Source organism: Gelidibacter gilvus, from assembly GCF_004115975.1.
Classification (GTDB): Bacteria; Bacteroidota; Bacteroidia; order Flavobacteriales; family Flavobacteriaceae; genus Gelidibacter; species Gelidibacter gilvus.
The window spans coordinates 210,215-236,491 of record NZ_SDDZ01000001.1 but is presented as its reverse complement, the minus strand read 5'-3'; the positions used below and the strand labels follow the sequence as shown (position 1 = coordinate 236,491).

At 37.0% G+C, this 26,277-nt stretch carries 28 protein-coding genes; 16 read left to right on the top strand and 12 right to left on the bottom strand.

Features of this window, described 5'->3' with window-relative positions:
• Positions 1-166: 166 nt before the first annotated feature.
• The 3 genes from ESZ48_RS01040 to ESZ48_RS01030 all read right to left on the bottom strand — a co-directional run bounded on the left by ESZ48_RS01040 (position 167) and on the right by ESZ48_RS01030 (position 4,089).
• Positions 167-2,065, bottom strand: coding sequence for an amidophosphoribosyltransferase (locus ESZ48_RS01040; RefSeq protein WP_129015452.1), 1,899 nt, complete (start codon positions 2,063-2,065; stop codon positions 167-169).
• A gap of 210 nt (positions 2,066-2,275) precedes the next feature.
• A complete protein-coding gene (locus ESZ48_RS01035) occupies positions 2,276-3,211 on the bottom strand; it encodes a PfkB family carbohydrate kinase (protein WP_129015451.1) in 936 nt (311 codons plus the stop codon).
• A gap of 80 nt (positions 3,212-3,291) precedes the next feature.
• On the bottom strand, positions 3,292-4,089 hold the full coding sequence (locus tag ESZ48_RS01030; RefSeq protein WP_129015450.1) for an AAA family ATPase: 798 nt from the start codon (positions 4,087-4,089) through the stop codon (positions 3,292-3,294).
• A 215-nt stretch (positions 4,090-4,304) separates the two neighbouring features.
• Here ESZ48_RS01030 and ESZ48_RS01025 point away from each other — a divergent pair, with 215 nt between their 5' ends.
• Positions 4,305-4,550, top strand: coding sequence for a hypothetical protein (locus ESZ48_RS01025; protein WP_129015449.1), 246 nt, complete (start codon positions 4,305-4,307; stop codon positions 4,548-4,550).
• An 11-nt stretch (positions 4,551-4,561) separates the two neighbouring features.
• Entirely contained in the window at positions 4,562-4,828 is a 267-nt protein-coding gene (locus ESZ48_RS01020; protein WP_190246178.1) for a type II toxin-antitoxin system RelE/ParE family toxin, read from the top strand.
• A gap of 1 nt (position 4,829) precedes the next feature.
• On the opposite strand, the gene ESZ48_RS01015 is transcribed toward ESZ48_RS01020, so the two are convergent.
• Both ESZ48_RS01015 and purN read right to left on the bottom strand, forming a co-directional pair.
• Complete coding sequence (locus ESZ48_RS01015; protein WP_129015447.1) at positions 4,830-5,468, bottom strand: ribonuclease H1 domain-containing protein; 639 nt, start codon at positions 5,466-5,468, stop codon at positions 4,830-4,832.
• Positions 5,469-5,539: 71 nt separating this feature from the next.
• The gene (gene purN / locus ESZ48_RS01010) at positions 5,540-6,109 is read right to left on the bottom strand and encodes a phosphoribosylglycinamide formyltransferase (protein WP_129015446.1); all 570 of its coding nucleotides are present in this window, start codon (positions 6,107-6,109) and stop codon (positions 5,540-5,542) included.
• Between the two features lie 288 nt (positions 6,110-6,397).
• Here purN and ESZ48_RS01005 point away from each other — a divergent pair, with 288 nt between their 5' ends.
• The 6 genes from ESZ48_RS01005 to ESZ48_RS00980 all read left to right on the top strand — a co-directional run bounded on the left by ESZ48_RS01005 (position 6,398) and on the right by ESZ48_RS00980 (position 11,293).
• Positions 6,398-6,631: an acyl carrier protein gene (locus ESZ48_RS01005; protein ID WP_007647141.1), complete on the top strand. Its 234-nt coding sequence runs from the start codon at positions 6,398-6,400 to the stop codon at positions 6,629-6,631.
• 12 nt (positions 6,632-6,643) lie between these two features.
• Positions 6,644-7,894 (top strand): beta-ketoacyl-ACP synthase II, encoded by a 1,251-nt coding sequence (fabF, locus tag ESZ48_RS01000; RefSeq protein ID WP_129015445.1) that lies wholly within the window; start codon positions 6,644-6,646, stop codon positions 7,892-7,894.
• 7 nt (positions 7,895-7,901) lie between these two features.
• Complete coding sequence (gene rnc, locus ESZ48_RS00995; RefSeq protein ID WP_129015444.1) at positions 7,902-8,648, top strand: ribonuclease III; 747 nt, start codon at positions 7,902-7,904, stop codon at positions 8,646-8,648.
• Between the two features lie 125 nt (positions 8,649-8,773).
• On the top strand, positions 8,774-9,253 hold the full coding sequence (locus ESZ48_RS00990; RefSeq protein WP_129015443.1) for an IPExxxVDY family protein: 480 nt from the start codon (positions 8,774-8,776) through the stop codon (positions 9,251-9,253).
• A gap of 3 nt (positions 9,254-9,256) precedes the next feature.
• Positions 9,257-10,699, top strand: a complete 1,443-nt coding sequence (pyk, locus tag ESZ48_RS00985; protein ID WP_129015442.1) for a pyruvate kinase — start codon at positions 9,257-9,259, stop codon at positions 10,697-10,699.
• Between the two features lie 201 nt (positions 10,700-10,900).
• Entirely contained in the window at positions 10,901-11,293 is a 393-nt protein-coding gene (locus ESZ48_RS00980; RefSeq protein WP_129015441.1) for a hypothetical protein, read from the top strand.
• Between the two features lie 18 nt (positions 11,294-11,311).
• Here ESZ48_RS00980 and dinB read toward each other — a convergent pair whose 3' ends face one another.
• Complete coding sequence (gene dinB, locus ESZ48_RS00975) at positions 11,312-12,421, bottom strand: DNA polymerase IV (protein ID WP_129015440.1); 1,110 nt, start codon at positions 12,419-12,421, stop codon at positions 11,312-11,314.
• Between the two features lie 42 nt (positions 12,422-12,463).
• Between dinB and ESZ48_RS00970 the strand changes: the two genes are divergently transcribed.
• From ESZ48_RS00970 to ESZ48_RS00960, 3 genes are read left to right on the top strand one after another with little or no spacing between them, the layout of a single operon-like run.
• A complete protein-coding gene (locus ESZ48_RS00970) occupies positions 12,464-13,123 on the top strand; it encodes an NAD(P)H-binding protein (RefSeq protein WP_129015439.1) in 660 nt (219 codons plus the stop codon).
• Positions 13,116-13,595 carry a CYTH domain-containing protein gene (locus tag ESZ48_RS00965; protein WP_129015438.1) on the top strand — a complete coding sequence of 160 codons (480 nt, stop codon included), beginning with the start codon at positions 13,116-13,118 and terminating at the stop codon, positions 13,593-13,595. The genes ESZ48_RS00970 and ESZ48_RS00965 overlap by 8 nt, the downstream gene beginning before the upstream one ends.
• Positions 13,596-13,620: 25 nt before the next feature.
• Positions 13,621-14,139: a YciI family protein gene (locus tag ESZ48_RS00960; protein ID WP_129016034.1), complete on the top strand. Its 519-nt coding sequence runs from the start codon at positions 13,621-13,623 to the stop codon at positions 14,137-14,139.
• Between the two features lie 59 nt (positions 14,140-14,198).
• On the opposite strand, the gene ESZ48_RS00955 is transcribed toward ESZ48_RS00960, so the two are convergent.
• From ESZ48_RS00955 to ESZ48_RS00945, 3 genes are all read right to left on the bottom strand, one after another.
• Entirely contained in the window at positions 14,199-14,723 is a 525-nt protein-coding gene (locus tag ESZ48_RS00955) for a heavy-metal-associated domain-containing protein (RefSeq protein WP_129015437.1), read from the bottom strand.
• 224 nt (positions 14,724-14,947) lie between these two features.
• Positions 14,948-17,023: a M16 family metallopeptidase gene (locus ESZ48_RS00950; protein ID WP_190246177.1), complete on the bottom strand. Its 2,076-nt coding sequence runs from the start codon at positions 17,021-17,023 to the stop codon at positions 14,948-14,950.
• Between the two features lie 29 nt (positions 17,024-17,052).
• On the bottom strand, positions 17,053-18,372 hold the full coding sequence (locus ESZ48_RS00945; RefSeq protein WP_129015436.1) for a M16 family metallopeptidase: 1,320 nt from the start codon (positions 18,370-18,372) through the stop codon (positions 17,053-17,055).
• A 191-nt stretch (positions 18,373-18,563) separates the two neighbouring features.
• Here ESZ48_RS00945 and ESZ48_RS00940 point away from each other — a divergent pair, with 191 nt between their 5' ends.
• From ESZ48_RS00940 to rpmA, 4 genes are all read left to right on the top strand, one after another.
• Positions 18,564-19,052, top strand: coding sequence for a DUF4199 domain-containing protein (locus ESZ48_RS00940; protein WP_129015435.1), 489 nt, complete (start codon positions 18,564-18,566; stop codon positions 19,050-19,052).
• A 39-nt stretch (positions 19,053-19,091) separates the two neighbouring features.
• On the top strand, positions 19,092-20,330 hold the full coding sequence (locus ESZ48_RS00935; RefSeq protein WP_129015434.1) for an ATP-binding cassette domain-containing protein: 1,239 nt from the start codon (positions 19,092-19,094) through the stop codon (positions 20,328-20,330).
• Positions 20,331-20,528: 198 nt separating this feature from the next.
• Positions 20,529-21,290: a 50S ribosomal protein L21 gene (gene rplU / locus ESZ48_RS00930; RefSeq protein WP_129015433.1), complete on the top strand. Its 762-nt coding sequence runs from the start codon at positions 20,529-20,531 to the stop codon at positions 21,288-21,290.
• A 48-nt stretch (positions 21,291-21,338) separates the two neighbouring features.
• Positions 21,339-21,599: a 50S ribosomal protein L27 gene (rpmA, locus tag ESZ48_RS00925; protein ID WP_129015432.1), complete on the top strand. Its 261-nt coding sequence runs from the start codon at positions 21,339-21,341 to the stop codon at positions 21,597-21,599.
• 184 nt (positions 21,600-21,783) lie between these two features.
• Here the strand turns inward: rpmA and trpS are convergent, their stop codons facing one another.
• Positions 21,784-22,752: a tryptophan--tRNA ligase gene (trpS, locus tag ESZ48_RS00920; protein WP_129015431.1), complete on the bottom strand. Its 969-nt coding sequence runs from the start codon at positions 22,750-22,752 to the stop codon at positions 21,784-21,786.
• A gap of 608 nt (positions 22,753-23,360) precedes the next feature.
• Between trpS and ESZ48_RS00915 the strand changes: the two genes are divergently transcribed.
• Positions 23,361-24,101 carry a lysophospholipid acyltransferase family protein gene (locus ESZ48_RS00915; RefSeq protein WP_129015430.1) on the top strand — a complete coding sequence of 247 codons (741 nt, stop codon included), beginning with the start codon at positions 23,361-23,363 and terminating at the stop codon, positions 24,099-24,101.
• Positions 24,102-24,176: 75 nt separating this feature from the next.
• On the opposite strand, the gene ESZ48_RS00910 is transcribed toward ESZ48_RS00915, so the two are convergent.
• Positions 24,177-25,715: a hypothetical protein gene (locus ESZ48_RS00910; RefSeq protein ID WP_129015429.1), complete on the bottom strand. Its 1,539-nt coding sequence runs from the start codon at positions 25,713-25,715 to the stop codon at positions 24,177-24,179.
• Positions 25,716-26,258 (bottom strand): RNA polymerase sigma factor, encoded by a 543-nt coding sequence (locus ESZ48_RS00905; RefSeq protein ID WP_129015428.1) that lies wholly within the window; start codon positions 26,256-26,258, stop codon positions 25,716-25,718.
• Between the last annotated feature and the right edge of the window lie 19 nt (positions 26,259-26,277).

Sequence of the window (26,277 nt, the reverse complement as noted above, 5' to 3'; positions counted from 1 at the left end):
TACCTTTTTTTGCCCCAAATCTACCATGAACTTAACCTACTTATGTTATGGTGATACTAAAGTATATTGAATTTCAACAACTTGATATAAAATTTAGATGAACTACCAAATTATCCGATTAAGAGTCCTTTTGTTAGGTGAAACAGGTTAATGTATGCTTATCAATTTAATAAGCACGTCTGTTATTTCCTTCATAAAAATTAATAAAAGCCCTATTGACAACACGATTTCCACCAGCTGTAGGGTAATTTCCAGTAAAATACCAATCACCTAGATTTTTAGGACAAGCGAGATGTAGGTTTTCAATGGTTTGAAAAATAGCCTTGACTTCTGATTTCACGCTCGAGTCACAAATAAGCTCTGCAATTTTATCAGAAATTTGTTCCGCACTAAATTGGTTGTAGAGTTCCTTTACAAAATTTCTAACATCTTTGTCTTCCAGCTGAACTTGTTCTATACATTTTTTATAGACCTCTTCAACAAGATGGTATTTATTATTTTCTTTTAGAAGTTCAAGCATGGCTCTAAAGGCAATTAAGTCTTCCAGTTTAGCCATGTCAATACCATAACAATCCGGATAACGAATCTGAGGTGCCGAGGATACCACAACTATTTTCTTAGGATGGAGTCTGTCCATCATTTTAATGATACTCATCTTTAAAGTAGTGCCCCTTACAATACTATCATCAATGATAACCAAATTGTCCGTAGGTTTTATCACGCCATAGGTAACATCATAGACATGCGCTACTAAATCATCCCTAGTGCTGTCTTCAGTGATAAATGTTCTGAGCTTGACATCCTTAATGGCTATTTTTTCGATTCGAGGACGTTCTGATAATATTTGTGTGACTCTTTCTGCAGAAAGCTCACCATTTCCATCAAGAATTGCTTCAGTCTTCTTCTTGTTGAGATGATCTTCCACGGTTTCAATCATTCCAAAAAACGAAGTTTCAGCGGTATTAGGAATATAGGAAAAGACCGTGTTTTTAGTGTCGAAATTGATTGCTTCCAAAACTTTTGGCATGAGCAATTTGCCCAATTTCTTTCGTTCTTGATAAATTTCGGCATCGCTACCTCGTGAGAAATAAATGCGTTCAAAAGAGCAAGCCTTGCGCTCCAATGGCGCCAGGATTTTTTTAATGGTCGTTTCTCCAGATTTTTTTGTGATGATGGCATGACCTGGAGTTAATTCTTTGACATCCTCAAAATTAACGTTGAATACGGTTTGTATAACTGGACGTTCAGAAGCAACGACTACAATTTCATCATCCTGATAGTAGTATGCTGGTCGTATTCCTGAAGGATCACGGAGTACAAAAGAATCACCATGGCCTAGAAGTCCAGCTATTGCATAGCCACCGTCCCAATCTTTAGCAGAGCGTTTCAGTATTTTTGCAACGTTGAGTCGGTCAGCAATCAAGGGCGAACATTCGTTTTTATTGAAACCTTCACGCTTCAATTGCTTATATTTTTTTGCGACGGCATCATCTAAAAAATGACCTATTTTTTCCATTATGGTAACGGTATCTGCCTTTTCTTTTGGATGCTGCCCTATTTTGACCAAGCCTTCAAACAACTCATTAACATTGGTCATGTTAAAGTTTCCTGCAACAATCAGGTTTCTGTGCATCCAATTGTTCTGTCTTAGGAATGGATGGACATTCTCAACACTGTTTTTTCCGAAAGTTCCGTATCGTACATGTCCTAAAAGCACTTCACCTATATAAGGAATGTTCTTTTTTTGTAAGGCCACATCGTCTGTGTATTCTGGATGCTCGGTAAATTCTCTGTTGATACGCTCATTGATTTGGGCAAAAATGTCCTGAATAGGTTGTTGTGCAATGGAGCGCACCCGACTGATATAGCGTTCTCCTGGTGCAGTATCGAGCTTGATGCTGGCAAAACCTGCGCCATCTTGACCGCGATTGTGCTGTTTTTCCATCATCAGATACATTTTATTGACACCATAAAATGCACTCCCGTATTTTTCTTTATAAAATTCTAAGGGTTTTAAAAGTCTGATGAGTGCAATTCCGCACTCATGTTTTATCGCATCACTCATTGGGTTTTTTCAATTTTAGATTCGCTATTAATTACTGAGGTTTAGTCTTAATAAGTTGAGGATTATTACAAACTAAGGTTATTAAAAAACGCGCTCCATTTAGAGCGCGTTAGTTTATGCCAATTCAATTTTATATGTTTCCGATTGATGTTGAATAGGGGTCATAAGAAATTGTTTTTTATTTAGTTCTGATGATAGGTTTTTTCAAAATTATTGATGATTCTCTAAGACGATTTCAAACTGGGTGAGTTGCTTAAACTGACTCAATCGCTGATAGACTTCTTTGTCTTCGAGTTGTTTCATCCGTTCTGTACCAAATTTTTCAACACAAAACGAAGCTAATGTGGACCCGTAAATAACCGCAGTTTTCATATTCTCAAAAGAATAATCTTCTGTTTTCGCCAAATATCCTGCGAACCCTCCAGCAAATGTGTCGCCAGCGCCGGTTGGATCAAACACTTCTTTCAAAGGTAAGGCCGGTGCAAAAAAGACGTTTTCGCCATGGAATAATAAAGCGCCATGCTCTCCTTTTTTGATCACCACATATTTTGGACCCATCTTTTGAATTTTTTGGGCAGCCACTACAAGCGAGTATTCTCCAGTCAATTGACGCGCTTCTTCATCGTTAATGGTGATCACGTCCACTTTTTTGATGACTGATTTTAACTCGTCCAAAGCACAATCCATCCAAAAATTCATAGTGTCTAAAATCACTATTTTTGGTTTTTTGTTCATTTGCTCTAAAACACCCATTTGAACCAGCGGATGTAAATTGCCAAGCATGACCACATCTGCGTTCTTATAGTTTTCCGGAACTACCGGATTGAAATCGGCAAGCACGTTAAGTTCTGTTGCCAAAGTATCACGGGTGTTCATATCATTATGGTATTTACCACTCCAAAAGAAGGTTTTGCCCTCTTTTACAATTTCAACACCAGAGATATCAAGATTTTTATTAGCTAACAAGTCTAAGTATTCTTGAGGGAAATCACCGCCAACAACCGAAACAATTGCGGCGTCTACATTAAATTGGGATGCTGCTAGACCTATAAAGGTTGCAGCTCCGCCCAAGATTTTATCAGTTTTTCCAAAAGGTGTTTCGATGGCGTCAAAGGCAACGGTACCAACAATTACTAATTTGCTCATATTGCGGTTTCAAAATTTGGTGCAAAGATAATGCTTTTTAGTCACGAATTCAGTACTATTTTCGACGAATTTATACATGTTTATTCAGAATTGAAATGACGTAAAAAGGCATTGGGGTCATTCAAAAATGATTTTGTAACCGAATAATGATCAGTGTTTTCAAGCGGAGTTGCCTGCATTCCTTCATTGGTAATCTCATAAATGGTTGCTCCAGGATAAGCCATAAGCATTGGGGAATGTGTGGCAATTATGAACTGGGATAAATGATTTTGCAAGTGGTTATGGAGAAAATAGATAAAGGATAATTGTTTTGACGGAGAAAGTGCTGCCTCGGGTTCATCTAACAAATAAATACCGGGTGACTTTATCATTTGGTTCATGATATGAAGGTAGGCTTCCCCATGTGAAAAGGCGTTTAATTCTTGGCCATAGTTTTTTCTCATATAACGAAGTTGATAATTGGCATTCTCTTTCATTTGATTGATGATGTGATCTGGAACATGGCCTTCTAAATCAGAAAAATTATTTTGGATCTGGGCATCTGTTCTATTCACACTGTTCAGATAATCTCCAAAATCTTCAGCCCTAAAGAAAAACCCTGTAGGACGCTCAATAGTCCAAGTGAGCTCTAAAAAAGGTAATAGTCTTTTTGCCGCATTAAAACTAGGTTTGTTGTAATCGGCACCATCCATGTGGGGCAGTTGTAATCTACATGCCAATGTTTCCAACAAGGTCGATTTTCCTGAGCCGTTTTCTCCAACCAAAAACGTGATTGGGTTGGATACATCAATGTTTTTGGCATATTTGATTGCAGGAATATCATAAGGGAAAGGGTGAGTCCTGTTGGTTTCGATATGTATGGAAGATAGGTAGGACATATTTATTTAAATAGAATAAATTGTTTCTATGAATCAAGATACTTATTTTAATTCATTCCATATGGAAAATAACATGAAGATAACTTTTTTCATGATCGCAAAAGTATTTCATCTAATTGATGCGCATTCTCACAAATATGATTAGGACAAAAACCTCACTTCTTGAGGTTCTGTTCCGTATAAAATACGTATATTTATCGTAATAATTACGAATCATGGAATTACAAAAAAAACGTAAAGAGATTGTTTTAGACGAAGAAACGCTGTCTATTCTTGAAGAAAAGGCAAAGGCCCAAGGTCGAAATTTAAAGAATTATATGGAATTTGTATTACGGGAAAATGCTTATTCATTTGAACCTTCTGAAGCCTATAAAACGATGATGGACAAAATGATTGACAATCATAACAAGGGAAAAACAAACTACACGTCGTGGGATGAGGTTAAGAAAGAACTGTTTTAATGTCTTTTTTGATGAAATTTAGTAACGAATCGAAATTGGATTTGATAGAAGCCAATACTTATTATTTGGCAGTCTCTCAGGAGTTATCTGCAAAATTTAAACTTGATGTGAGCGAAACCATTGATAGAATCACTATGAACCCCGAGCATTTTCTAAAACGCTATCGCCATATCAAAATTGTTTTTACCAAAGTGTTTCCTTTTGGTGTTCATTATTTAGTTGAAGGTGATACCGTTTTTATTCAGAGGATTATGCACCAAAAGCGGCTGTATCAGTAAATCATTTCCTCCCAAAATCCGCAGGAATTTCCCCCCAAGCTTTCGTTTCCCATTTCACAATCGTGGTATTATAAGTATTCGTTTTAAGCCAATTTACAGCGCGATCCACCAATTCAAATAATTCCTTATTTTTTGCGTTGCGAGGTAATTTTGTATTACATGTTTTTTTCTTGACCCAGCTCATCGCGATTTTTGAATCTGTGTAAAGAATACGTTGGCTATCGTGTTTTTGCAAGAATGCCAAACCATGGACAAGTGCCAAGAATTCACCGATATTATTCGTGCCCTCAGGAAACGGGCCTTGGATGAACAGTTGTTTTTTTGTTTTGGTATCCACGCCTCTATATTCCATAATTCCAGGGTTACCACTTGAAGCCGCATCCACTGAAATAGAGTTGTAGTTGGGTTGTCCTATTTTGTTGAGTTGTGCTTCGGTCAAATCACTTTTAAAACTTTTGGATTTCCCGATATAGTCAAAATAACTTCCGTCTAATGCCTTTTTCGCTGCATCAAAGGTTTCAAAAGACTTGTATTGCGCACCTGGAAAATCTTTGATTTGGGCTTTGCAATCATTCCATTTTTCAAAGATGCCGGTTTTGTGGCCTTTCCAGACGGTGTAGTATTTTTTCTTTTTGCTCATGTTTACTTCCCGCGAAGGCGGGAATCTCATTAATTTTTAGACACGGATTGCTTTTGGAATCGGGGATCTGATCATTGAGATTTCAACAACTCCTCCACCACTTTCGGAAAATGTTCCATTTCCAATTCATGTATTTTTGCCGCCACCGTTTCAGCATTATCTGATGGGTTCACTGCACATTTCACCTGAAAAATAATCGCTCCTTCATCATAATGTTCATTGACATAATGGATGGTAATTCCTGTTTCAACTTCTTTATTCGCCACCACCGCATCATGGACAAAACTGCCGTACATTCCTTTTCCGCCGTATTTGGGAAGTAAGGCAGGATGGATGTTGATGACTTTATTTGGAAATTCATGAAGTATGAAATCTGGAAACTTCCATAAAAATCCGGCCAAAACAATCAAATCGGGTTGAGAGGCTTTTAAGATATTGAGGACATCATTGCTCTCTGAAAATGCTATTCTGTTAAAAGACAGCGCGCTTACCTTTAGATTTTTGCAACGATCTAAAACTTTGGCATGAGGATTGTTAGTCAACACCTGAATGACAGAACCAATATCTCTGTTGTGAAAATATTTGATTAAATTTTCAGCATTAGTACCACTTCCGGACGCAAAAATTACGATACGTTTCATCTGCTACTTTATATTTTTAAATTATTGTCAGACCTGTCTGTCAAAATGTAGGTGCAATTTACTATCAAATTAAAAAATGTTCAGCAAAATTCCATAATCTCATTTCATTTACAGATATTAGCTTCCAATTCAAAAACAAAAAAAAGAATAATTATTAACAATTAGGAGGTAAAATAGAAATACTTAGATGTATTTTTGCTAAATTACAAACACATTGTAGAAATAAAAATGGGTTTTAAACTAAAGTTTTTTATTTTTGCCAATTAATAAAACTTAAAATTAAAGATTATGTCAGACATTGCATCAAGAGTAAAAGCGATTATAGTAGACAAATTAGGTGTAGACGAGAACGAAGTTGTCACTGAAGCAAGCTTCACAAATGATTTAGGAGCAGATTCTTTGGATACTGTGGAATTAATCATGGAATTCGAGAAAGAATTTGATATCCAAATTCCAGATGACCAAGCAGAGAATATTGCTACAGTAGGTCAAGCTATCTCTTATATAGAAGCAGCCAAATAAGTAACAGACTTTATGGAATTAAGGCGAGTTGTAGTTACAGGGTTAGGTGCTCTTACACCAATCGGGAATACCAAAGATGAATTTTGGGATGCTCTGGTTAATGGTAAAAGTGGTGCCGCGCCAATAACATATTTTGATACTGAAAAGTTCAAAACGAAATTCGCGTGCGAATTAAAAAACTTTGATGCTACCCAATTCATTGACAGGAAGCTGGTCAACAGAATGGACCGATTTACACAGTATGCCATGGTGGCTTCAGATGAAGCCATAGCAGATGCTAAATTGGATCTTAATGTTGTCGATAAACTTCGCGTTGGTGTTATTTGGGGGGCTGGTATTGGAGGGTTAGAGACTTTTCAAAATGAGGTGCTTAATTTTGCCGCAGGAGATGGAACCCCGCGTTTCAATCCTTTCTTTATTCCGAAAATGATTGCAGATATAGCTCCAGGGAACATTTCCATTAAACATGGATTTATGGGTCCTAACTATACCACGGTTTCGGCCTGTGCATCTGCTGCCAATGCAATGATTGACGCCCTAAACTATATTCGTTTGGGCTATTGCGATGTGATTGTTACGGGCGGTAGTGAAGCAGCGGTTACCATTGCAGGAATGGGTGGCTTTAATGCCATGCATGCCTTATCAACTAGGAATGATAGTCCGGAAACGGCTTCGAGACCATTTGACGCTACCAGAGATGGTTTTGTTTTGGGTGAAGGTGCCGGTGCGATCATTTTGGAAGAATATGAGCATGCCAAGGAAAGAGGAGCCAAGATATATGCAGAGGTAGTGGGAGGCGGATTGTCGTCTGATGCCTATCATATGACTGCCCCGCATCCTGAGGGAATAGGAGTTATTGCCGTAATGAAAAATTGTTTGGAAAATGCTGGATTGAAGCCGGAAGATGTTGATCATATCAACACTCACGGTACTTCCACACCTTTAGGTGATGTTGCCGAACTTAAAGCTATTACGGAAGTTTTTGGTGAACATGCCAAGAACATCAATATCAATTCAACAAAATCAATGACAGGTCATTTGTTGGGTGCTGCTGGTGCCATTGAGGCCATTGCCTCTATTTTGGCGATGGAACACGGCATTGTGCCTCCAACGATCAACCATTCGGTTGTTGATGAAAATATTGATCCGCAATTAAACTTAACACTTAACAAGGCTCAAAAGAGAGAGGTTAAAGTGGCTATGAGTAATACTTTTGGATTTGGCGGTCATAACGCTTGTGTATTATTCAAAAAATTAGATTAAATCCCGAATGAATTACATTCGTAACATATTAAATTCCCGTTCCAAAAATGACGGGAATTTTTTTTTAGAACTTCAAAAAATCTTAGGTTATAAACCTAAAAACAAGAGTCTTTACATCAAGGCGTTTACCCATCGTTCCATGAACATCAAGGACGAAAAAGGAATGGCGCTCAACTATGAAAGGCTCGAATTTGTTGGAGATGCCATGCTAGGTCTTGTTATAGCCGCTTATCTTTATGACGAAGTGCCAGAGGGAGATGAAGGCTATTTGACAAAAATGCGCTCTAAAGTAGTCAGCAGGGAGCATCTTAATGAATTGGGCAAGGAACTTAAGCTCATCGACTTTGTCGAATCTAAAATCCCTAAAAATAATTTCGGCAGTAACATTCACGGCAACTTGTTTGAAGCCCTTATTGGTGCTGTTTTTTTAGACAAAGGCTATAAGCAATGCGAGAAGTTCATCAATAAAAAAGTCATTAACAAGCATATTGATATTGAAACGCTGGAAGGCAAAGTTATTAGCTATAAAAGCTTGTTGATTGAATGGTGCCAAAAAGAAAAGAAAACTTTTGACTATAATGTTTATGAAGATACGGGGAATGACAATCTCAAGCATTTTTCCGTTAAGCTCTCCATAGATGGAAAAGTAGTTTCCAAAGCACGAGCAACTTCAAAAAAGAAGGCCGAAGAAAAGGCTTCCAAACGTGCTTTTTTTGCTTTTCAAAACCAGATAAACCGATCTTTTAAGGAATAGGTCTCGGCTTTCAATAAAAGTTACTAACTATAACGATTTCGCTTGCTGCGCCTGTTAAGATAATACCAAACTTGATATTACAGTGGATATAAAGTACTATCTTTACGGCTCATGTTATTATCACTATGGCGTTACACAAACTACTTGTAGATGATTTTTATGACGCATCCTACTCACTTTTAGCCGTACATTGTAGATTGGAAGATTACAGATTGGCGTATCTTCTCAATAAATATTTGAACCTGAACCTGAAACGTCAACCTCAAGATTTAGACTACAAATATTTTGCTGCTACCTATCCAATTTATGAATGGTTCGATGAAGAGTTTTTTACAACTTGGCATATGGTGTCAAACGTTTGTAAAAAAGAAGAGGATAGTTTGCAAAGTTCCGGTTCATTATTTTCAACCAGCGAAAAAGTATTGAAAACATATCATTTGCTTCCTGAATTAAAGAATGTGGACTTCTTGATTAAAATCACCAATGACGACCGGTATTTGGACGAAAAGCTGATGTTGGACAAAATCCAGGCCATCCCTCAAGTAATAACAACCTACACTATTGATGTAGACCAATTAAGGTCTAGAGATAATTTAATTTTTTGATTAATGCAAAAACGAAAAAAAACAAAAATAGTAGCCACGTTAGGACCAGCTACAAGTACTAAAGCCGTATTAAAAGCAATGCTTGATGAAGGTGTAGACGTCTTTAGAATTAACTTTTCCCATGCTGATTATGCAGATGTTGAAGAGCGCATCAAAATGATTCGTGAACTCAATGAGGAATTTGGATATAATGCTGCCATTTTGGGCGATTTACAAGGGCCAAAATTACGCGTTGGCGTAATGAAAGGCGAGGTTATCGTTAACGAAGGCGATGAAATTATTTTTGCGACAGGTAAAAAGTTTGAAGGCACAAAAGAACGTGTCTATATGACCTATGATAAATTCCCTCAAGACGCAAAAATAGGCGAACGCATATTACTCGATGACGGGAAATTGATTTTTGAAGTGATTTCTACAGATAAGAAATCTGAAGTTAAGGCCCGTGTCATTCAAGGCGGTCCTTTGAAGTCCAAGAAAGGTGTTAACCTTCCCAATACCAATATTTCACAACCAGCGTTGACAGAAAAGGACATTAAAGATGCCATTTTTGCGATCAAGATGAAAGTGGATTGGATGGCTTTATCTTTTGTGCGCCATGCGGAAGACTTAATGGAGCTTGAAGAATTGATCAAGAAGCATAGTGATCATAAAATTCCGATCATTGCTAAAATTGAGAAACCAGAAGCGGTAGAAAACATCGATAAAATCGTTGCGTATTGTGATGGATTAATGGTAGCGCGTGGTGATTTGGGCGTGGAAATTCCTGCAGAGGAAGTTCCTTTAATTCAAAAACAATTGGTTTTAAGAGCCAAACGAGCACGAATTCCTGTAATTATTGCCACTCAAATGATGGAAACTATGATTTCCAGTTTGACCCCAACGCGTGCAGAGGTTAATGACGTTGCCAACTCTGTAATGGATGGCGCAGACGCTGTGATGCTTTCTGGAGAAACTTCGGTAGGACAGTATCCTGTGCAAGTGATCAGACAAATGAGCAATATTATTAAAAGTGTGGAAGATTCACCTTTGATTAAGGTACCACAATCGCCACCACATATTCGTACAAAGCGTTATATTACAAAATCCATTTGTTTTCACGCCGCAAATATGGCCAATGAAATCAATGCAAGAGCTATTTCTACATTAACAAATAGTGGGTATACGGCCTTTCAAATTTCAGCGTGGCGACCAAGTTCGCATATTCTAGTGTTTACATCCAACAGGCGTATTTTGACACAACTTAGTATGTTGTGGGGTGTTAAAGCTTTTTTCTACGATAAGTTTGTAAGTACCGATGAAACTATTGAAGATGTGAATGCCATAGCATGTAAAGAAGGGTATCTTGAAACAGGAGATATGCTGGTGAGTCTGGCCGCGATGCCTATCCAGGATAAAGGGATGGTGAATACCTTAAGAGTTACTGAAATTACCAATTGTAATTTTTAGATATCAGAAACTTTATAGGATTTAACTTATAGACATACAAACCTCAAAGGCTTTCTATCAAAGTCTTTGAGGTTTTTTTTGTTGATACCTGTGTTATGATTAAAAAAGAGGTAAATTTATAAACGCAACCAATTCGTTAAAAATGCATCTGTTAATAAAGCAGCGACTTTATATTTTGTAAAAATAAACGGTATAACTCTAATGAAAAAAGCCATCCTTCTTTTACTTGTATGTATAAGTTTTAGTTGTGCCGATAACGATATTGGCACTCAAGGCTCCATTAATTTAAAAGTGAATGGTTGTTTTGACAAATTTGAAAGTGGCGCCAAAATTTGCTTAGACTCCATTTTCAACGATTCCAGATGCCCAACAGGAGTTGTTTGCGTTTGGGAAGGTGATGCCGTGGCCGCTTTCACATTAACAAAAAACAATACTGTTAGGAGTTTTAATTTGCACACTAACAGCAAATTTCAAAACGATACCATCATCGAAGGAATTGCCATCAAACTAATTAAAATAACACCTTATCCATTGTCTGATCAACCAATAGACCCCGATGATTATAAAGCGGAAATAAGTGTGAATAAAAATTAAAGTTAAAAGCAGTTCAAACTAAAAACCAAATTTTAATTGGACGTTAACGGTTTGTTTTAGATGGTTCGCATGTGCAGCCTTGTTGTCTTCAGTATTTAGGTTGGACATGGATATACCAAGTAGTCTTACGGAGTTGCTCATCTTTTCTTGATACAATAAATCTTTGGCAGTTTCAAGAATGATTTCTTTATTATTCACAAAATAGGGTAAGGTTTTGCTTCTGGTCTGCAGCGTGAAATCGCTGTATTTTATTTTTAAAGTGACCGTTTTTCCTGCAACTTTACTTTGATCCAAGCGCTTGGCAACTTCTTTAGCAATTTTCTCCAACTTTTCCAGCATGAAAATCTCACTTGATAAATTTTCATTAAATGTACGCTCAGCAGCTAAGGATTTTCGGATGCGGTTGGGTTTGACTTCACTGTTGTGAATGCCTCTAACCAAGTAGTAATAATAGCTTCCAGATTTGCCAAAATGTTGTTCAAGATAGTCTAAGGATCTTAATTTTAAATCTTCACCAGTAAAAATACCCAGTTGATACATTTTATCAGCAGTCACTTTTCCGACACCGTGAAATTTTCTAATATCCAAGACTTTTAAAAAGTCTAAAACATCTTCAGGATTCACCGTTTTTTGTCCGTTAGGTTTGTTGTAATCACTGGCAATCTTCGCCACAAACTTATTAATGGAAATTCCTGCCGAAGCTGTAAGTCCAACTTCTTTAAAAATACGTTCTCTAATTTCTTGGGCAATCAAAGAAGCACTTGGATTTCCTTTTTTATTCTCCGTGACATCCAAATAAGCTTCATCCAAAGAAAGAGGTTCCACCAAATCTGTATAGTCATAAAATATGGCTCTAACTTTTTTTGAAATTTCCTTATAGCGATCAAATCTTGGCGGGACAAAAATCAATTCGGGACAATTGCGTTTGGCTTGCATGCCGCTCATGGCACTTCGTACGCCAAATTTTCTCGCTTCATAACTTGCAGCTGCCACTACGCCTCTTTTCTCGCTACCGCCAACGGCCAATGCTTTGCCTTTTAATTCAGGAAAATCCATTTGTTCAACAGATGCGTAAAAGGCGTCCATATCTACATGAATGATCTTTCTTATTGGTAAATCGTTTGGCATAGTGTAAATTTATAACATCTAAACGGAACAGAAATTATAAAGATGGCAAAAACAGCGATTGTTTTGGGAGCAACTGGGTTTACAGGAAGCATTTTATTGAAAATGCTCTTGGAAGATGAGCGTTATGGCCATGTGATTGTTTTTGGAAGAAATAGCTGTAATATAAAGCATCCCAAATTAGAAGAATATATCATTGACCTATTTGAGTTGTCGCATTATGGCGATAAGTTTAAGGCAAATGAAGTGTTTTGTTGTGTGGGAACTACCAAGGCGAAAACGTCAAATAAGGAAACCTACGTTAAAATTGATTATGGAATACCTGTCGCTGCGGCAAAACTCTGTAAAAAGAATGGTATTGATACATTTTTAGTGATTTCAGCTTTGGGAGCCAAAAAGAAGAGCAAAGTTTTTTACAATAGAACCAAAGGGAAAATGGAAGCTGCCGTATTGGAGCAACAGATTCCACATACTTATATTTTACAACCGTCATTGATTAGCGGTAAACGCGATGAATTTCGATTTGGGGAATATGTGTTTAATGCCCTAATGGGTCTAATAAAACCCATGTTCCGTTTTGGAGGACTTAAACGTTATGAACCTATTGCCCCAGAAACCATTGCCAAATGTATGGTGTGGGTGGCAAATAATAAGTACAATTCAGTACGAATAGAATCCGAAAAAATACAAGAATTAGGTGAGTGAATTAATTGAAATAGAACGTAAGTTTTTAGTTGTTTCAGACGCGTTTAAGTCCGAAGCATTTAGGCGAACCCGAATTGTTCAAGCTTTTTTGAATTCAGATAAACGCCGAGTCGTTCGTGTCAGGATTAGTGGCGAGGAAGGGTTCTTGACCATAAAAGGCGAACCCTCAGAAGATGGCGTATCGCGTTTTGAATGGGAAAAGCAAATTTCCATATCAGATGCCTTGGCGCTGTTGAAGCTGTGTGAAGAAGGTGTTATTGATAAGATTCGGTATGAAGTCAATGCTGGAGATCATGTTTTTGAAGTGGATGAGTTTTTTGGCACTAATGAAGGACTGATTGTGGCAGAGATTGAACTCAGCCACGTTTCTGAAGTGTTTTTAAAGCCGAAGTGGCTAGGTAAGGAAGTTACTGGGCAAGCAAAATACTTTAACTCTCAATTGCTAAAGAACCCTTATAAAAATTGGTCTTAGTAGTAATTTTATAAACCTCGGAATGATGAAAAATATAATTTGGATAGTAGGAGCAATTCTCTTTTTGACTTCCTGCAATGAGAAATACCGAAAAATAGACAAAGATGATGTGACCGTCAGTTCAGAGCGTTTGGATACGATCATTCCTGAACCCAGGACCCAAACGGAAATCCGAGAAGACTTGTTGACCAAGGGGTATCAAATTTTTGATGTTATTGATGAGAAAACGAAGGACACGGTTATCATGCAGCAATATTTTATTGCTTTTTTAAAGACAGGTCCCAAGAAAACTCAAAACGAAGAAGAATCCAAACGGTTATTAAAACTTCATTTGGAGCATTTAAAAAAAATGTATGATTTAGGGTATGCGGATATTTCGGGTCCTTTTGGAGATATTAATGATATCACAGGCATTACCATATACAATGTGCCTACTTTAAAAATGGCGGACAGTCTCGCAAATGCCGATCCTATGGTTAAAGCAGGCAGTTTGGTGATTGAAATCCATCCATGGTGGGCGCCAAAAGGTTACGCCTTGAGGTAAATAAAAAAACCACTGATTGTGCAACAGCGGTTTTTGTAATACTTAATATGTTAGAAGCTTTAGGCTTTCTCCTTTTTAGCGCAACAAGCCTTTTTACAGTCGTCTTTACATGCTTTTTTATCCATAGAAGCTTGTTCGTCTCCCATGTTCTTATCTGCACAACATGCCATTTTACAATCTGCTCCACAGTTATGGTCTGTAGAAAATGCGTCAACATTTTTCATGTCCTTCACGCTGTAGGTGTCTGAAACCGACACAACAGCCTCTTCTAGAGAGCTAGGGCTTACTTTGGCGTTATCATATTCCACCATTGCCAAACGTGTGTCAAAATCAACTGTAGCCGATTTTACGCCATCCATTTTAGCGATTTTCTTTTCAATCATTTTTGCACAACCCATGGCGCAGGTCATTCCGTCTATTCCAAACTCTGCTTTTGCATAGGTGGCATTAGGATCCAACTGCTTTTCAGAGACCGTTTCTGGTTGCTCCATCTCAATTGTTTTAACTTCTGGCTGAGCCTCTTTACAACTTACTGAGAATAGTGCCAAGGCAGTAAGCAATACAAGTGTTTTGAATGTTTTCATAGTGTATAATAATTTAAAACTCTATTTGAGTTAAAGATTTCAAAATGGTTATAATGAAACAAACTTAAGAAAAGTTAAGGTTTTTTTCATCAAAAATCAACAATTTATCACACAGGGAGTTACCTTGAAAAAAATTCATATATGGTGTGGGGTTTTATAAAGCACAAAAAAAGTCTGAAGTTCAAAACTTCAGACTTTTTAATTTATACTATTATGACTAGATGTTAATTGAAATCTTCTTCAGTAACACCTTCGTTTACTCTGTGGTTGGTCACGTTCATTTTGATTACTTGCGGTCCGGTAGTAACAGACATGCTGTAAGGATACATCATTTCTTTTACTGGCGAATAATTGCCAAAATCTTCAACAGTTGTAAATGTTTGTCCTTGTGCTTCCGTTGTTTTTTCAACTCTTACTAGATAGCCTGACTCGACCTCGTAGTAACGGAAAGAATCTTTACCATTTAAAGTGACTTTTACTTTATAAGCATCTTTTCCATCAATACTGATCATACTTTCTAAAGATACCGCACTTGGCTCATAATACAATTCTGGATAAATTGAATTTTCAGCTTTTTGGTCTGCAATCTGATCTTCTGTAAGTTCAAGTTTTGCACCTTGTTGTTCCATATACCCAGTGGTGCCGTTGAATTTTTGTTTCATGATCACACCCATGCCTTCAATCGACATTTCCAGAGAGGTTTTGTTAGGTGTCATGGCTTTCATTTCGCCCAATGGAGAAAAAGGCATGCCTTCAATAGTGACATTAGCATCAGTCCAAACTGTTTTTACCAATTTCGCTTTGTCTTTACCACCAACCGCTTTAAAATAATTGTCAATCACGGTTTGAGTTGTTACTCCTGCAGGAATTGGTTTAGTGAATTTCGGCTTATCAACAGGATTCGCAAAGGTGTCAAAATATAAAATTGGGATTCCTGTTTTCTCTAAGTTTTCCAGAACATCGGCACCTTTACCAACAATGATAATACGCGCATTTTCAGGTTTGAAATATTTGTTAGCTACACGCGTGACGTCCTCAGCAGTAACAGCATTTATTTTCTGTAAGAAAGTTTCGTAAAAATCCTTTGGCAAGTTGTTCAGCTTAATATTTAAAGCATAACGCGCCACAGTTTGCGGACTTTCCAAAGCCAATACAAAATCGCCTACGTATTTTGCTTTTGCGTTTTTAAGAGCTATTGGGTCTACTGGTTCTTCTTTAATACGCTTAATTTCTTTTAATGTTTGAACAACCGCACTATCCGTAACGGCATTTCTTACTGCAGTACTAGTTCTAAAACGACCAATATATTTATCGGCATTTACGTTAGATCCTGCGCCATAGGTATAGGCATGCTTTTCACGTAAGTTCATGTTAAGGTAACTATCAAAGCCACCTCCTAAGATTTTATTGGCAATCAATACGGCATGGTAATCTGGATCATTCATTTTCAAATTGACGTTGTTGGTCAATACAATGTTTGATTGTACCGCGTTTGGCATATCCACAAAATTGATTTGTGTGTATTGGGCATTTGGCATGGCCTCCGGAACATTCGTTTGAATGTCTACAGATTTTGTCCAGTTTCCGAAACGTTTTTCGATTTGAGATTTAATGGTTTTGAAATTCACATCGCCAACAACTACCAAATACGCGTGATTAGGATTGAAACTTTCTTCGTAAAAAGCCTTCACATCTCCATAGGTGATGTTATTGACAGTTTCGGTAGTTACAAATTCCCCATAAGGATGCTTTACGCCATAAGACAAAGCATCTCCAACACGTGAAGCAACAGCATCAACACTTTTTTCTTGTGTCTTTAAGCCTTCAATGAGTCGTTCTTGCTCTTTTAAGAACTCGTCCTCAACTAACAATGGGTGGATGACAGCATCAGCCATTAATTCTAAAATTCTATCAGAATATTGAATTAAGGCACTGGCAAAAGCTCCCGAAGAACTGAAGTTTAACCGCGCACCTAAGAAATCAATTTCTTCATTGAATTGTTCTTTAGAGATAGATGTGGTTCCATTGCCCATCATGCCACCAACCAAGCTGGAAACACCAGCTTTAGCGCCTTCAGTTTCTGGTTTATTGTCAATAGTTAAGCTAAATGAAACTCTAGGGAGTTTATGGTTTTCAACAACCATAACTTTCATCCCGTTTTTAAGAGTGAATTCTTGTGGTGATTTTAGATCGATTTTTGGAGCAGGTCCGGGTTGAGGTTGTTTTGAACGGTCAATTTGTGCGTGAGCAGAAAAGGCCATAAAAAACACCATTAAGAATCCTGATATATAAGTTTTCATATGATACAATGTTTGTTTTTAAGTTTTAATTATTGGTTATCTTTTTTTGGAAGATAGTCAAGCTCAAGGCGTTGGTTTGAACTCAAATATTTTTTGGCAACATCTCTAATTTCTTCTCTTGTGACAGAACGATAGATATCAATTTCATTATTGATGAGGTTCACATCACCTTTTAAAAGGTAGTTGGTTGCCAAATTCTCAGCAATACCTGAAACGCTTGAGTTAGAGTTGACGTATTGGTTTTCAAACTGATTTTTAAGTTTCTGGTAATCTCTTTCAGAAATCAATTCATTTTGAAGTTTAACGATTTCCTCATCCATTTCAGCCAATAAGCTGTCCAATGGCACATCTCCTAAAGGTAAAGCTAGGATTGCAAATACGCTGTAATCCATTTGGCCTACGTTGATGGCCTGTGCTTGCAGTGCCATTTTCTTTTCATCTACCATTTTTTTGTAAAGTACAGAGCTTTTACCACCACTTAAATAACTTGAAATCATATCCAATATATAAGATTCGCGTTCTTTAAAACCCGGTGTACGGTATGCAGCAATAACGGCTGGAATTTGGATATTGTTATCGTAGTAATTCGCTTTAATTGTTTCAGTAACTGGTGTTTCTTTAGGGAAATTTCTAACCACATCAGCACCTCTTGGGATTGGACCAAAATAATCCTTCACCATTTTTTTTGTCTTAGCAACATCAATATCACCAGCAACTACTAAAACTGCATTATTCGGGACATAATATTTTTTGAAATAAGCGTTGAATTCTTCTAATGTAGCAGCATCCAAGTCTTCCATTTCACCAATGAGCTTTTCTTTATAAGGATGTACTTTGAATAAATTCTCGCCAATTGCAGCTAAGAATCCGCCATAAGGAGCATTGTCAAAACGCAATCTTTTTTCTTCCTTTACCACTTCATTTTGAGTATCCACACCAATTTGGTTGATGATTGGATGCATCAAACGCTCAGACTCCATCCATAAACCAAGTTCTAAATTATTTGAAGGGAAAACTTCATAATAGTAAGTTCTATCCTGAGACGTGTTGGCATTGTTGGAACCTCCGTTTGAAGAGACAATAGTAAACCATTCGCCACGACCAATGTTTTTGGTGCCTTCAAACAATAAGTGTTCAAAAAAGTGGGCAAAGCCGGTCCGACCAGGTTCATAATCTTTTCCTCCAACATCATACATTACTGAGGTAATTACTACGGGAGCTGAATTGTCTTGATGAAGAATGACGTGTAATCCGTTGTCTAAATCAAACTCTTCAAATTCAACCTGTTGTGCGTTGGCAAGAGTGCCAAAAAGCAGCAAAGCGGTTAAAGAGAATAAGTGTTTTTTCATTGTGTGTTTTTTAAAATATTAGTTATCGTGTACTATAAGTAACCTTATGTAAGCATTTGTTACAAATCCAAACAAAAATAAGCAATGAATATAGCAATTGGGTATATACGACAAAATTTAAGCTTAAAAAGTTACTTTAATAGTGAAATTTTGTCGAAATTTAAGATTCTAAAAACTTAAATCATCATTTTATGAACAGATCTTTATCAGTGGCCTTAAAATATGGGTTGTTTGTTGCCGGTAGCTTAATTGCTTATTTCTTGATTTTGAGACTATTCAATTTGCATGATAAGCTTTGGTTGCGTTTGGCCAATGGTCTCTTCATGGCGGCGGGCATTTACTTCGCCATCAAGTATTACAAATATAAGTACACTGCTGATTTCACCTATGTGGATGGTTTTAAAACCGGTTTGCTTACTGGATTTATTGCCACGGGATGCTTTATTGTTTTTATGGCTGTCTATATGTTCCATCTCGATAAGGGATTTCCCGAAACCATTTTAAAGAATTGGTTTGACGATACTGAGCGCGGTGGAGGTATTTTAATTCTTATTATTCTAATGGAAGGGCTGGCCTCAACTGCCGTGTTGACATTGACTTGGATGCAAATCTTTAAGAAAAGTCAAAATCTTGGCCAACAGGAACACTTCAGTAATAATACCCCAAAAGATAAACTCTAAGGTTAACTTTATTCTAACTTCGATAAGTCAATCAAAACATTGCATCAAAATCCTGTTCACTACGGCATCGTCGTATCTAATGCTGTTGATAAAAACGCCTTTATACATCAGATTTTATCCAGCAGGAGTACAGGTGGTCTAAGCATTTATAATGATTATGAAGGTGTCCTGTTTTCTGATTTGGCAATTGCCGAATTAATTGAAAAAGAACACAGGCATCACACCATTGAAATTACAACTTCAGCAAACAGGCCATTGCGCACCTTTTCATCGGGAGAACGACGAAAGCTGTTTTTGGAATACTGTTTGGCCCAAAATCCAGATTATATTATTTTTGACAATCCTTTTGACCATCTGGATCAGTCGTCAAGAACGATTTTGTACGAGCGGCTTTTTGAATTGTCAAATTCCATATCGATACTACAATTGGTTCATGAAGAAGAAAGCTTATTGCCATTTATAAAGAATAGAGGTTCTGTGTCTGAAAACTCTTTTGTTGTTTCTGAGAAAAAAACGGCAACCGAACCTAAAAGATTTAAATATACATCTGATTTTCCAAGTTCTCTCGTGTCCTTTAAAGAGGCTTATGAAACCCACATAAAATTCCATAAGGTTTCTGTAATCTATGAGGAGCAACCCATCGTCAAAAATATTTCATGGGAAGTTAAACAAGGAGAATTTTGGCAACTCGTTGGGCCTAATGGTTCAGGAAAGAGTACCTTATTGTCTTTAATTACTGGCGACAATCCTAAAGCTTTCGGACAGGATATCACTTTGTTCGACCGAAAGAAAGGAAGTGGTGAAAGTATCTGGGATATCAAAAAGAAGATTGGTTATTTTTCGACTAACCTCAGCGAGTTGTTTAAAAGAAATCATACCGTAGAACAAATGGTTCTATCTGGGTTTTTTGATTCTATTGGATTATACGCAAAGCCAAGTGGGATGCAACAGCAAAAAGCATTACAATGGCTTGATATTATTGAAATGAGACATTTAAAAAATTCTTATTTCAATAGACTGTCCTTAGGGCAACAACGATTGGTGTTAATAGTTAGGGCGTTAATTAAACAACCGCCCTTATTGATTTTGGACGAACCATTTGAAGGCCTTGATCCTGAAAACACGATTTTGGTTTCACAATTGATAAATACTTTGGTTGAAAAAACTGAAATCACTATAATCTATGTCTCCCATACTATTGAGAAAACATTGGCACCATCCCATATTTTTGAATTGATTCCAACTGAAGAGGGCTCAATTGGACGACAGAAACTGTAATTGAAGTAGAGCTTTTGGCGCAATCTAATTTTTTTGTAAATTGTAGTTTTAAGTTTCCAGAAAATGAAAAATCATCATCTTTCTTCATTTTATCTCAAATAATCCTTATAGGCGTTAAAAAACGTTTGTAGTTTAATAATTTAGATGTATATTTGCACCCATTTTAGAATAAAAATTAACTAATTTAAACGTTACGCTATGTACGCAATTGTAGAGATAGCAGGGCAACAATTCAAAGTTGAAAAAGACCAGAAAGTGTTTGTTCACCGTTTAGCAACAGAAGAAGGAAAGACTGTGTCTTTCGATAATGTTCTTTTGATTGGTGATGGTGATAAATTTACTTTAGGCGCCCCAGCTATAGACGGAGCTCAAGTAGGAGCAAAAGTCTTAAGTCACCTTAAAGGTGATAAAGTTATCGTTTTCAAAAAGAAAAGACGTAAAGGTTACCGTGTGAAAAACGGACACCGTCAAGCTCTTACTGAAATCATTATTGAAAGCATTGTTGCTTCAGGAGCTACTAAAGCCGACAAAACTGTAAAAGCTAAACCTGCTAAGGCAGAAAAGCCAGCAAAAGCTGAAAAAGCTGCACCAGTTAAAGAGGCTAAAGAAGTAGAACCAAAGAAAACTGCTAAAAAAGAAGTTGAAGTCAGTGAGAATTTAGTAACTCGTGCAGAGCACAGAGCGGAAGATGCGAACGTTGAAATCAACATTGACAAAGTACTTCACAGTATTGGAACGGCATTAAAAGCAGATGCTGATGATCTAAAATTGATCAACGGAATCGGTCCTGTTTACGAAGAGAAGCTCAACGAATTAGGTATTTATACCTTTGAGCAAATCAGCAAATTGAAAGCTGCTGATAGAGAAGAACTTTCAGCTATCGATGGTATCACTCGTGAGAAGATCGAAACTGAAGAGTGGGTAAAACAAGCAAAAGCTTTGTTGAAAGACAAAAAATAATATAATAATCTGTCTGCCGACAAGGCAGATATTTAAAACCTTAAGACAATGGCTCATAAAAAAGGAGTTGGTAGTTCTAAAAACGGTAGAGACTCAGAATCGAAACGCCTTGGTGTGAAGATTTTTGGTGGTCAAGCTGCTGTTGCTGGAAATATCATCGTAAGACAAAGAGGCAATACACATCACCCAGGTGAAAATGTGTATGGCGGAAAAGATCACACTTTGCATGCACAAGTTGATGGTCTAGTGAAATTCACAAAGAAAAAAGACAACAGGTCTTATGTATCAATTGAACCATTTGAGGTTTAATTTTTACAGATTCTTTTAATACTTAAAAACCCTTTCTGAAAACAGAGAGGGTTTTTTGGTTCTAGATCTGTCGGCTTTATTAATGCCGTAAATTATGGATAAATCCTAATAAGGTATTTTTTGAAGATTTTAAACGTGCACGGTATTCCGCCTGAAGTTTTGAAACGCTGAATAGCTCTTGCAACTAATAACCAAGTTTCGTCCGTACCCGTCCTAAAACCTCGTCTGCCACCAATCGCGCTTTTTCAGCTCCAATCGCAAGAGTTTTGTCTATTTCCTCCAAATGATTCATATAATAATGATAGCGTTCACGTGGTGTTTCAAATTTTGAAAGGATCAATTCATATAAAGCCTGTTTAGCATGCCCATAGCCGTAATTGCCTTGTTCATAGTTTTGCTTCATAGTTTTGATCTCATCATCAGATGCCAATAAGCTATAAATTGTAAAACAATTACAGCTGCTCCAATTTTTTGGATCTTCTAATGGCGTGCTATCTGTTTCAATGGCCATAATTTGTTTACGTAGCTGTTTTTCAGGTAGAAATATATTGATGAAATTGTTATTGCTTTTGCTCATTTTGGTACCATCGGTTCCAGGAACGAGCATCGTGTTTTCTTGTATTTTACCTTCTGGCATTACAAAAGTTTCGCCCATTCTGGCATGAAAACGGGAAGCGACATCACGGGTCATTTCAATATGTTGCAATTGGTCCTTTCCTACTGGAATAATTTCGGCATCATACAATAAAATATCGGCAGCCATCAACATGGGGTAAGTAAACAAGCCTGCATTCACGTCTTCAAGTCGGTCCGCCTTATCCTTAAAACTGTGTGCCAGCATCAAACGTTGATACGGAAAGAAACAGCTTAAATACCAAGAAAGCTCTGTTGTTTGAGGTATGTCGCTTTGACGATAAAACACCACTTTTTCAATATCTAAACCAAAAGCCAGCCAAGTAGCCGCAACGCTATGGGTGTTGTAACGTAGGGTTTCGGCATCCTTGATTTGGGTCAAGGAATGCATGTCTGCGATAAATAGAAACGAATTGTTTTTAGAGTCATTCGCCATAGTGATTGCAGGCATGATTGCCCCTAAAATGTTTCCTAAATGTGGTGTGCCTGTACTTTGTATTCCTGTGAGTATTCTTGCCATAACATTTCCCGCGAAGGCGGGAATCTTTTTAATTGTTCAACGAACCACAAAGGTAATTTTTTTCAAACAATAGCTCAATTAAATTGGCTAGTTTTAAGTTGATGAACATTTTGAAGCCAATTCCTGCGCATGCAGGAAACCTTTAGGTTCAACGTAGTTAATCTCCTTGTTTAATCGATCTTAAATTCTGCGAATACTGTGAAATTTTTTCAATCAATTGCTCAAATAAATTACTTAGTTTTGAGCCGATGAAAATTGTAAAATAGCCCTTTTGGATTCTTTACCGCATTTGGTTTCCAATTCCTGCGCAGGCAGGAAACCTTTAGGTTCAACGTAGTTAATCTCCATGTTTAGCCGATCTTATATTCTGGGACTACTGTGAAATTTTTTCAATCAATTGCTCAATTAAATTACTTAGTTTTGAGCCGATGAAAATTGTAAAATACCCCTTTTGGATTCTTTACCGCATTTGGTTTCCAATTCCTGCGCAGGCAGGAAACCTTTAGGTTCAACATAGTTAATCTCCATGTTTAGCCGATCTTATATTCTGGGACTACTGCGAAATTTTTTCAATCAATAGCTCAATTAAATTACTTAGTTTTGAGCCGATGAAAATTGTAAAATACCCCTTTTGGATTCTTTACCGCATTTGGTTTTACATTTTAGTAACCGTGCCGATTCTGATATTGTTTCCGATTTTAGTCCTCTCTATTTTAAAGGAAACTTGGTATCCCTATTTCTTTAAATTGGCCCGTTTATGGGCTAAAATCATCTTAATAGGTATGGGTTTTAGGTGGATTGTTAAAAAAGAACAGCCTCTAGACTTAAAAGAAAGCTATATGTTTATTGCCAATCACACGTCAATGGCAGATATTATGTTGATGTTAGTGAGTGCGAAAAATCCGTTCGTATTTGTAGGAAAGGCCGAATTGGCAAAGATTCCGCTTTTTGGATTTTTCTATAAGCGCACCTGTATTTTAGTGGATAGAGGTTCTGAAAAAAGCCGAAGAGCTGTTTTTTTAAGAGCTCAAAAACGGTTGAAACAAGGGTTGAGCATCTGTATTTTTCCTGAAGGAGGTGTGCCGGATGAAAATATTGTTCTGGACGAATTTAAGGATGGTGCTTTTAGATTGGCCATTAATCATCAAATTCCCATTGTCCCGATGACTTTTGTAGATAATAAAGACCGTTTTTCGTATGTGTTTTTTAGCGGTGGACCAGGTAAGATGCGTGTTAAAGTCCATCAGTTTTTAAGTACGGAAAGTCTCACTTCAAAAGACGCAAAAGCTTTAAATAGTCAGGCTAGGAATATTATTCTTGAGCAATTGTTGGTATACCGTAAACACTAAAAAAACCGCTCTTGGCACAGAGCGGCTTTTCTTCATCATTGCGCATTTGCAATAACTACCTAACCAACTAAAAATCTAAAATTTAAATCTAAACCCTGTATAAACACCAATGAAATACGGTCTAAAATCGCCTGACGTATTGGTAAATGTGTTTAATTGATACTTAAACATCGGCTCAAGATTTAGTTTAAGTGTATGTGATATGTTATAGTTAAAACCTAATCCAAAATTGGCACTATAACTTGTACTATTGATATTATTTGCTTCGCCCAAGAGTGATCTTTCATTGTTTAAAACCGTATAAACTTCATTGTTATTAAGGAAAAGCGTGCTAAATCCTCCAATGACGTTCATTCCAATTTTACTGTCTATAATGCTATATTCAACTTCTAAAGGCACTTCAATATATTCAAATTGCTGTTCTAAAGCACCGTTAACGTTAGAGACCATAAACTGTGGCGCCGATTCTGAATTGATGTTGGACGTACTCATGTAGGCATCTGCTTTTCTTTGGCTCGTGAAATTGATGTTCTGCAAGTCTTTACTGCCTGTATTGCCATTAGAGCTATTGATATCCTTGAATGCCATAACTCCATCAGTGCTATAACCTAAAGCTACCTTGTTGACTCCTGCTCTAATTTTTATCTTATCATTAATAGCATAACTGCCATTGATGCCATAACTCATATTAACTTCGCCGCTTTTGCTGTTATTTACAAATTGACTAGAAATAGTTGAGCCTTTTCCTAAACTGTTAAAATAAACAGGTGCCACATTTGGGGTAATGTTCCACCTGTTTGGTTGCTCTTCTTTTTCTTTTTCATTTGTCGAATTGGCTTTGGCAATAGCCTCTTCAATACTTTCTTGCTCTTTATTTAAGGCAATTAGGTCTTTATTTTCTTTAAGTGTTTCTGTTTCTTTAGAAATGTTCTGATCTGTAACCTTAGCAATTTGGGTTTGATCTTTCTCAGATTCTGGGATTACTTTATTTCTTACACCATCTGGTTCTGTAGCTTTTTGATTGGCATCAAGCCCAGGTAGATTTGGGGTGTTTTTAGCGATGGCTTCTTTTTTGATATTTGAAACAGACGTTTTCTCCTTTTTAGAAGAAGTTATATTATCTCTAGCATCCGATGGATTGACTTTGTTGCCGCGGGAATTCTCTTGTGCGATTTGTGTCGCTGTTTTATCGTTATCGTTTTCTGACTTTTTATGAATGTCATTTTTAGAGGTATTCTCTGTGCTTTCAGATTGCTCAGTATTTACTAGGTCATTAGAAGTGTTGTTTTCTATATCACCTGAATTACTTTTATTTTGGTCAACAGTAATTTCGTGAGTTGATTTAGATGAACCGCGCGTATTTTCATTGCCGACAGTTTGAGTTTCTGGAGTGTTAAATCTTTCACCACGATTGAAAATATCACCAACCGTAAGTAGCAACACCAAAACGGCAGCAACACCCGCTGCAAACCACCATAAAGGAACCACGCGACGTTTGCGCTTATCTTTATGAAGTGCATTGTGGATGTTCTCCCACACAGCATCGTCAGGAGTGGCTTCAAAATTTTTGAATTTCTCCTGAAAAAGACGGTCTATATGTTTTTTATCATTCATTTATAAACTTTGCGAATTGTCTCGCACTTTATAATGTTCTATTTTCTCTTTTAAAATCAATCGGGCCCTGGAGAGGTTTGATTTTGATGTTCCTGTTGAAATATCCAACATATCAGCTATTTCCTGATGCGAATAATCATCTAAAACGTAAAGGTTGAATACCAATCTATATCTGTCGGGCAACTCCTGAATGATGCTTAATAGGAAATCAAGACTTATTTCTTCCTCATCGATTTCAATGGCAACATCTTCTATTTGATCTTCATTGACAATATTAAAAACACCTACACTTCTGTAACGCTGAAGCGCCGTGTTGATGGTAATGCGTTTCATCCAGCCTTCCAAAGAACCTTTATGACTAAACTGGTCAATCTTTTTAAAAATGGTCACAAAAGAGTCCTGCAGATTGTCTTGTGCCTCTGCATAATTTTTTGAATACTTAAGGCAAAGCGAAAACAATTTACCCGAAAAGAGCTTGTATATCTGGCTTTGAGCTTTAGCATCGTTTTTTTTACAATTGATAATGAGTTGTTCTAAACTCACAGTTATAGTATTAGTGATT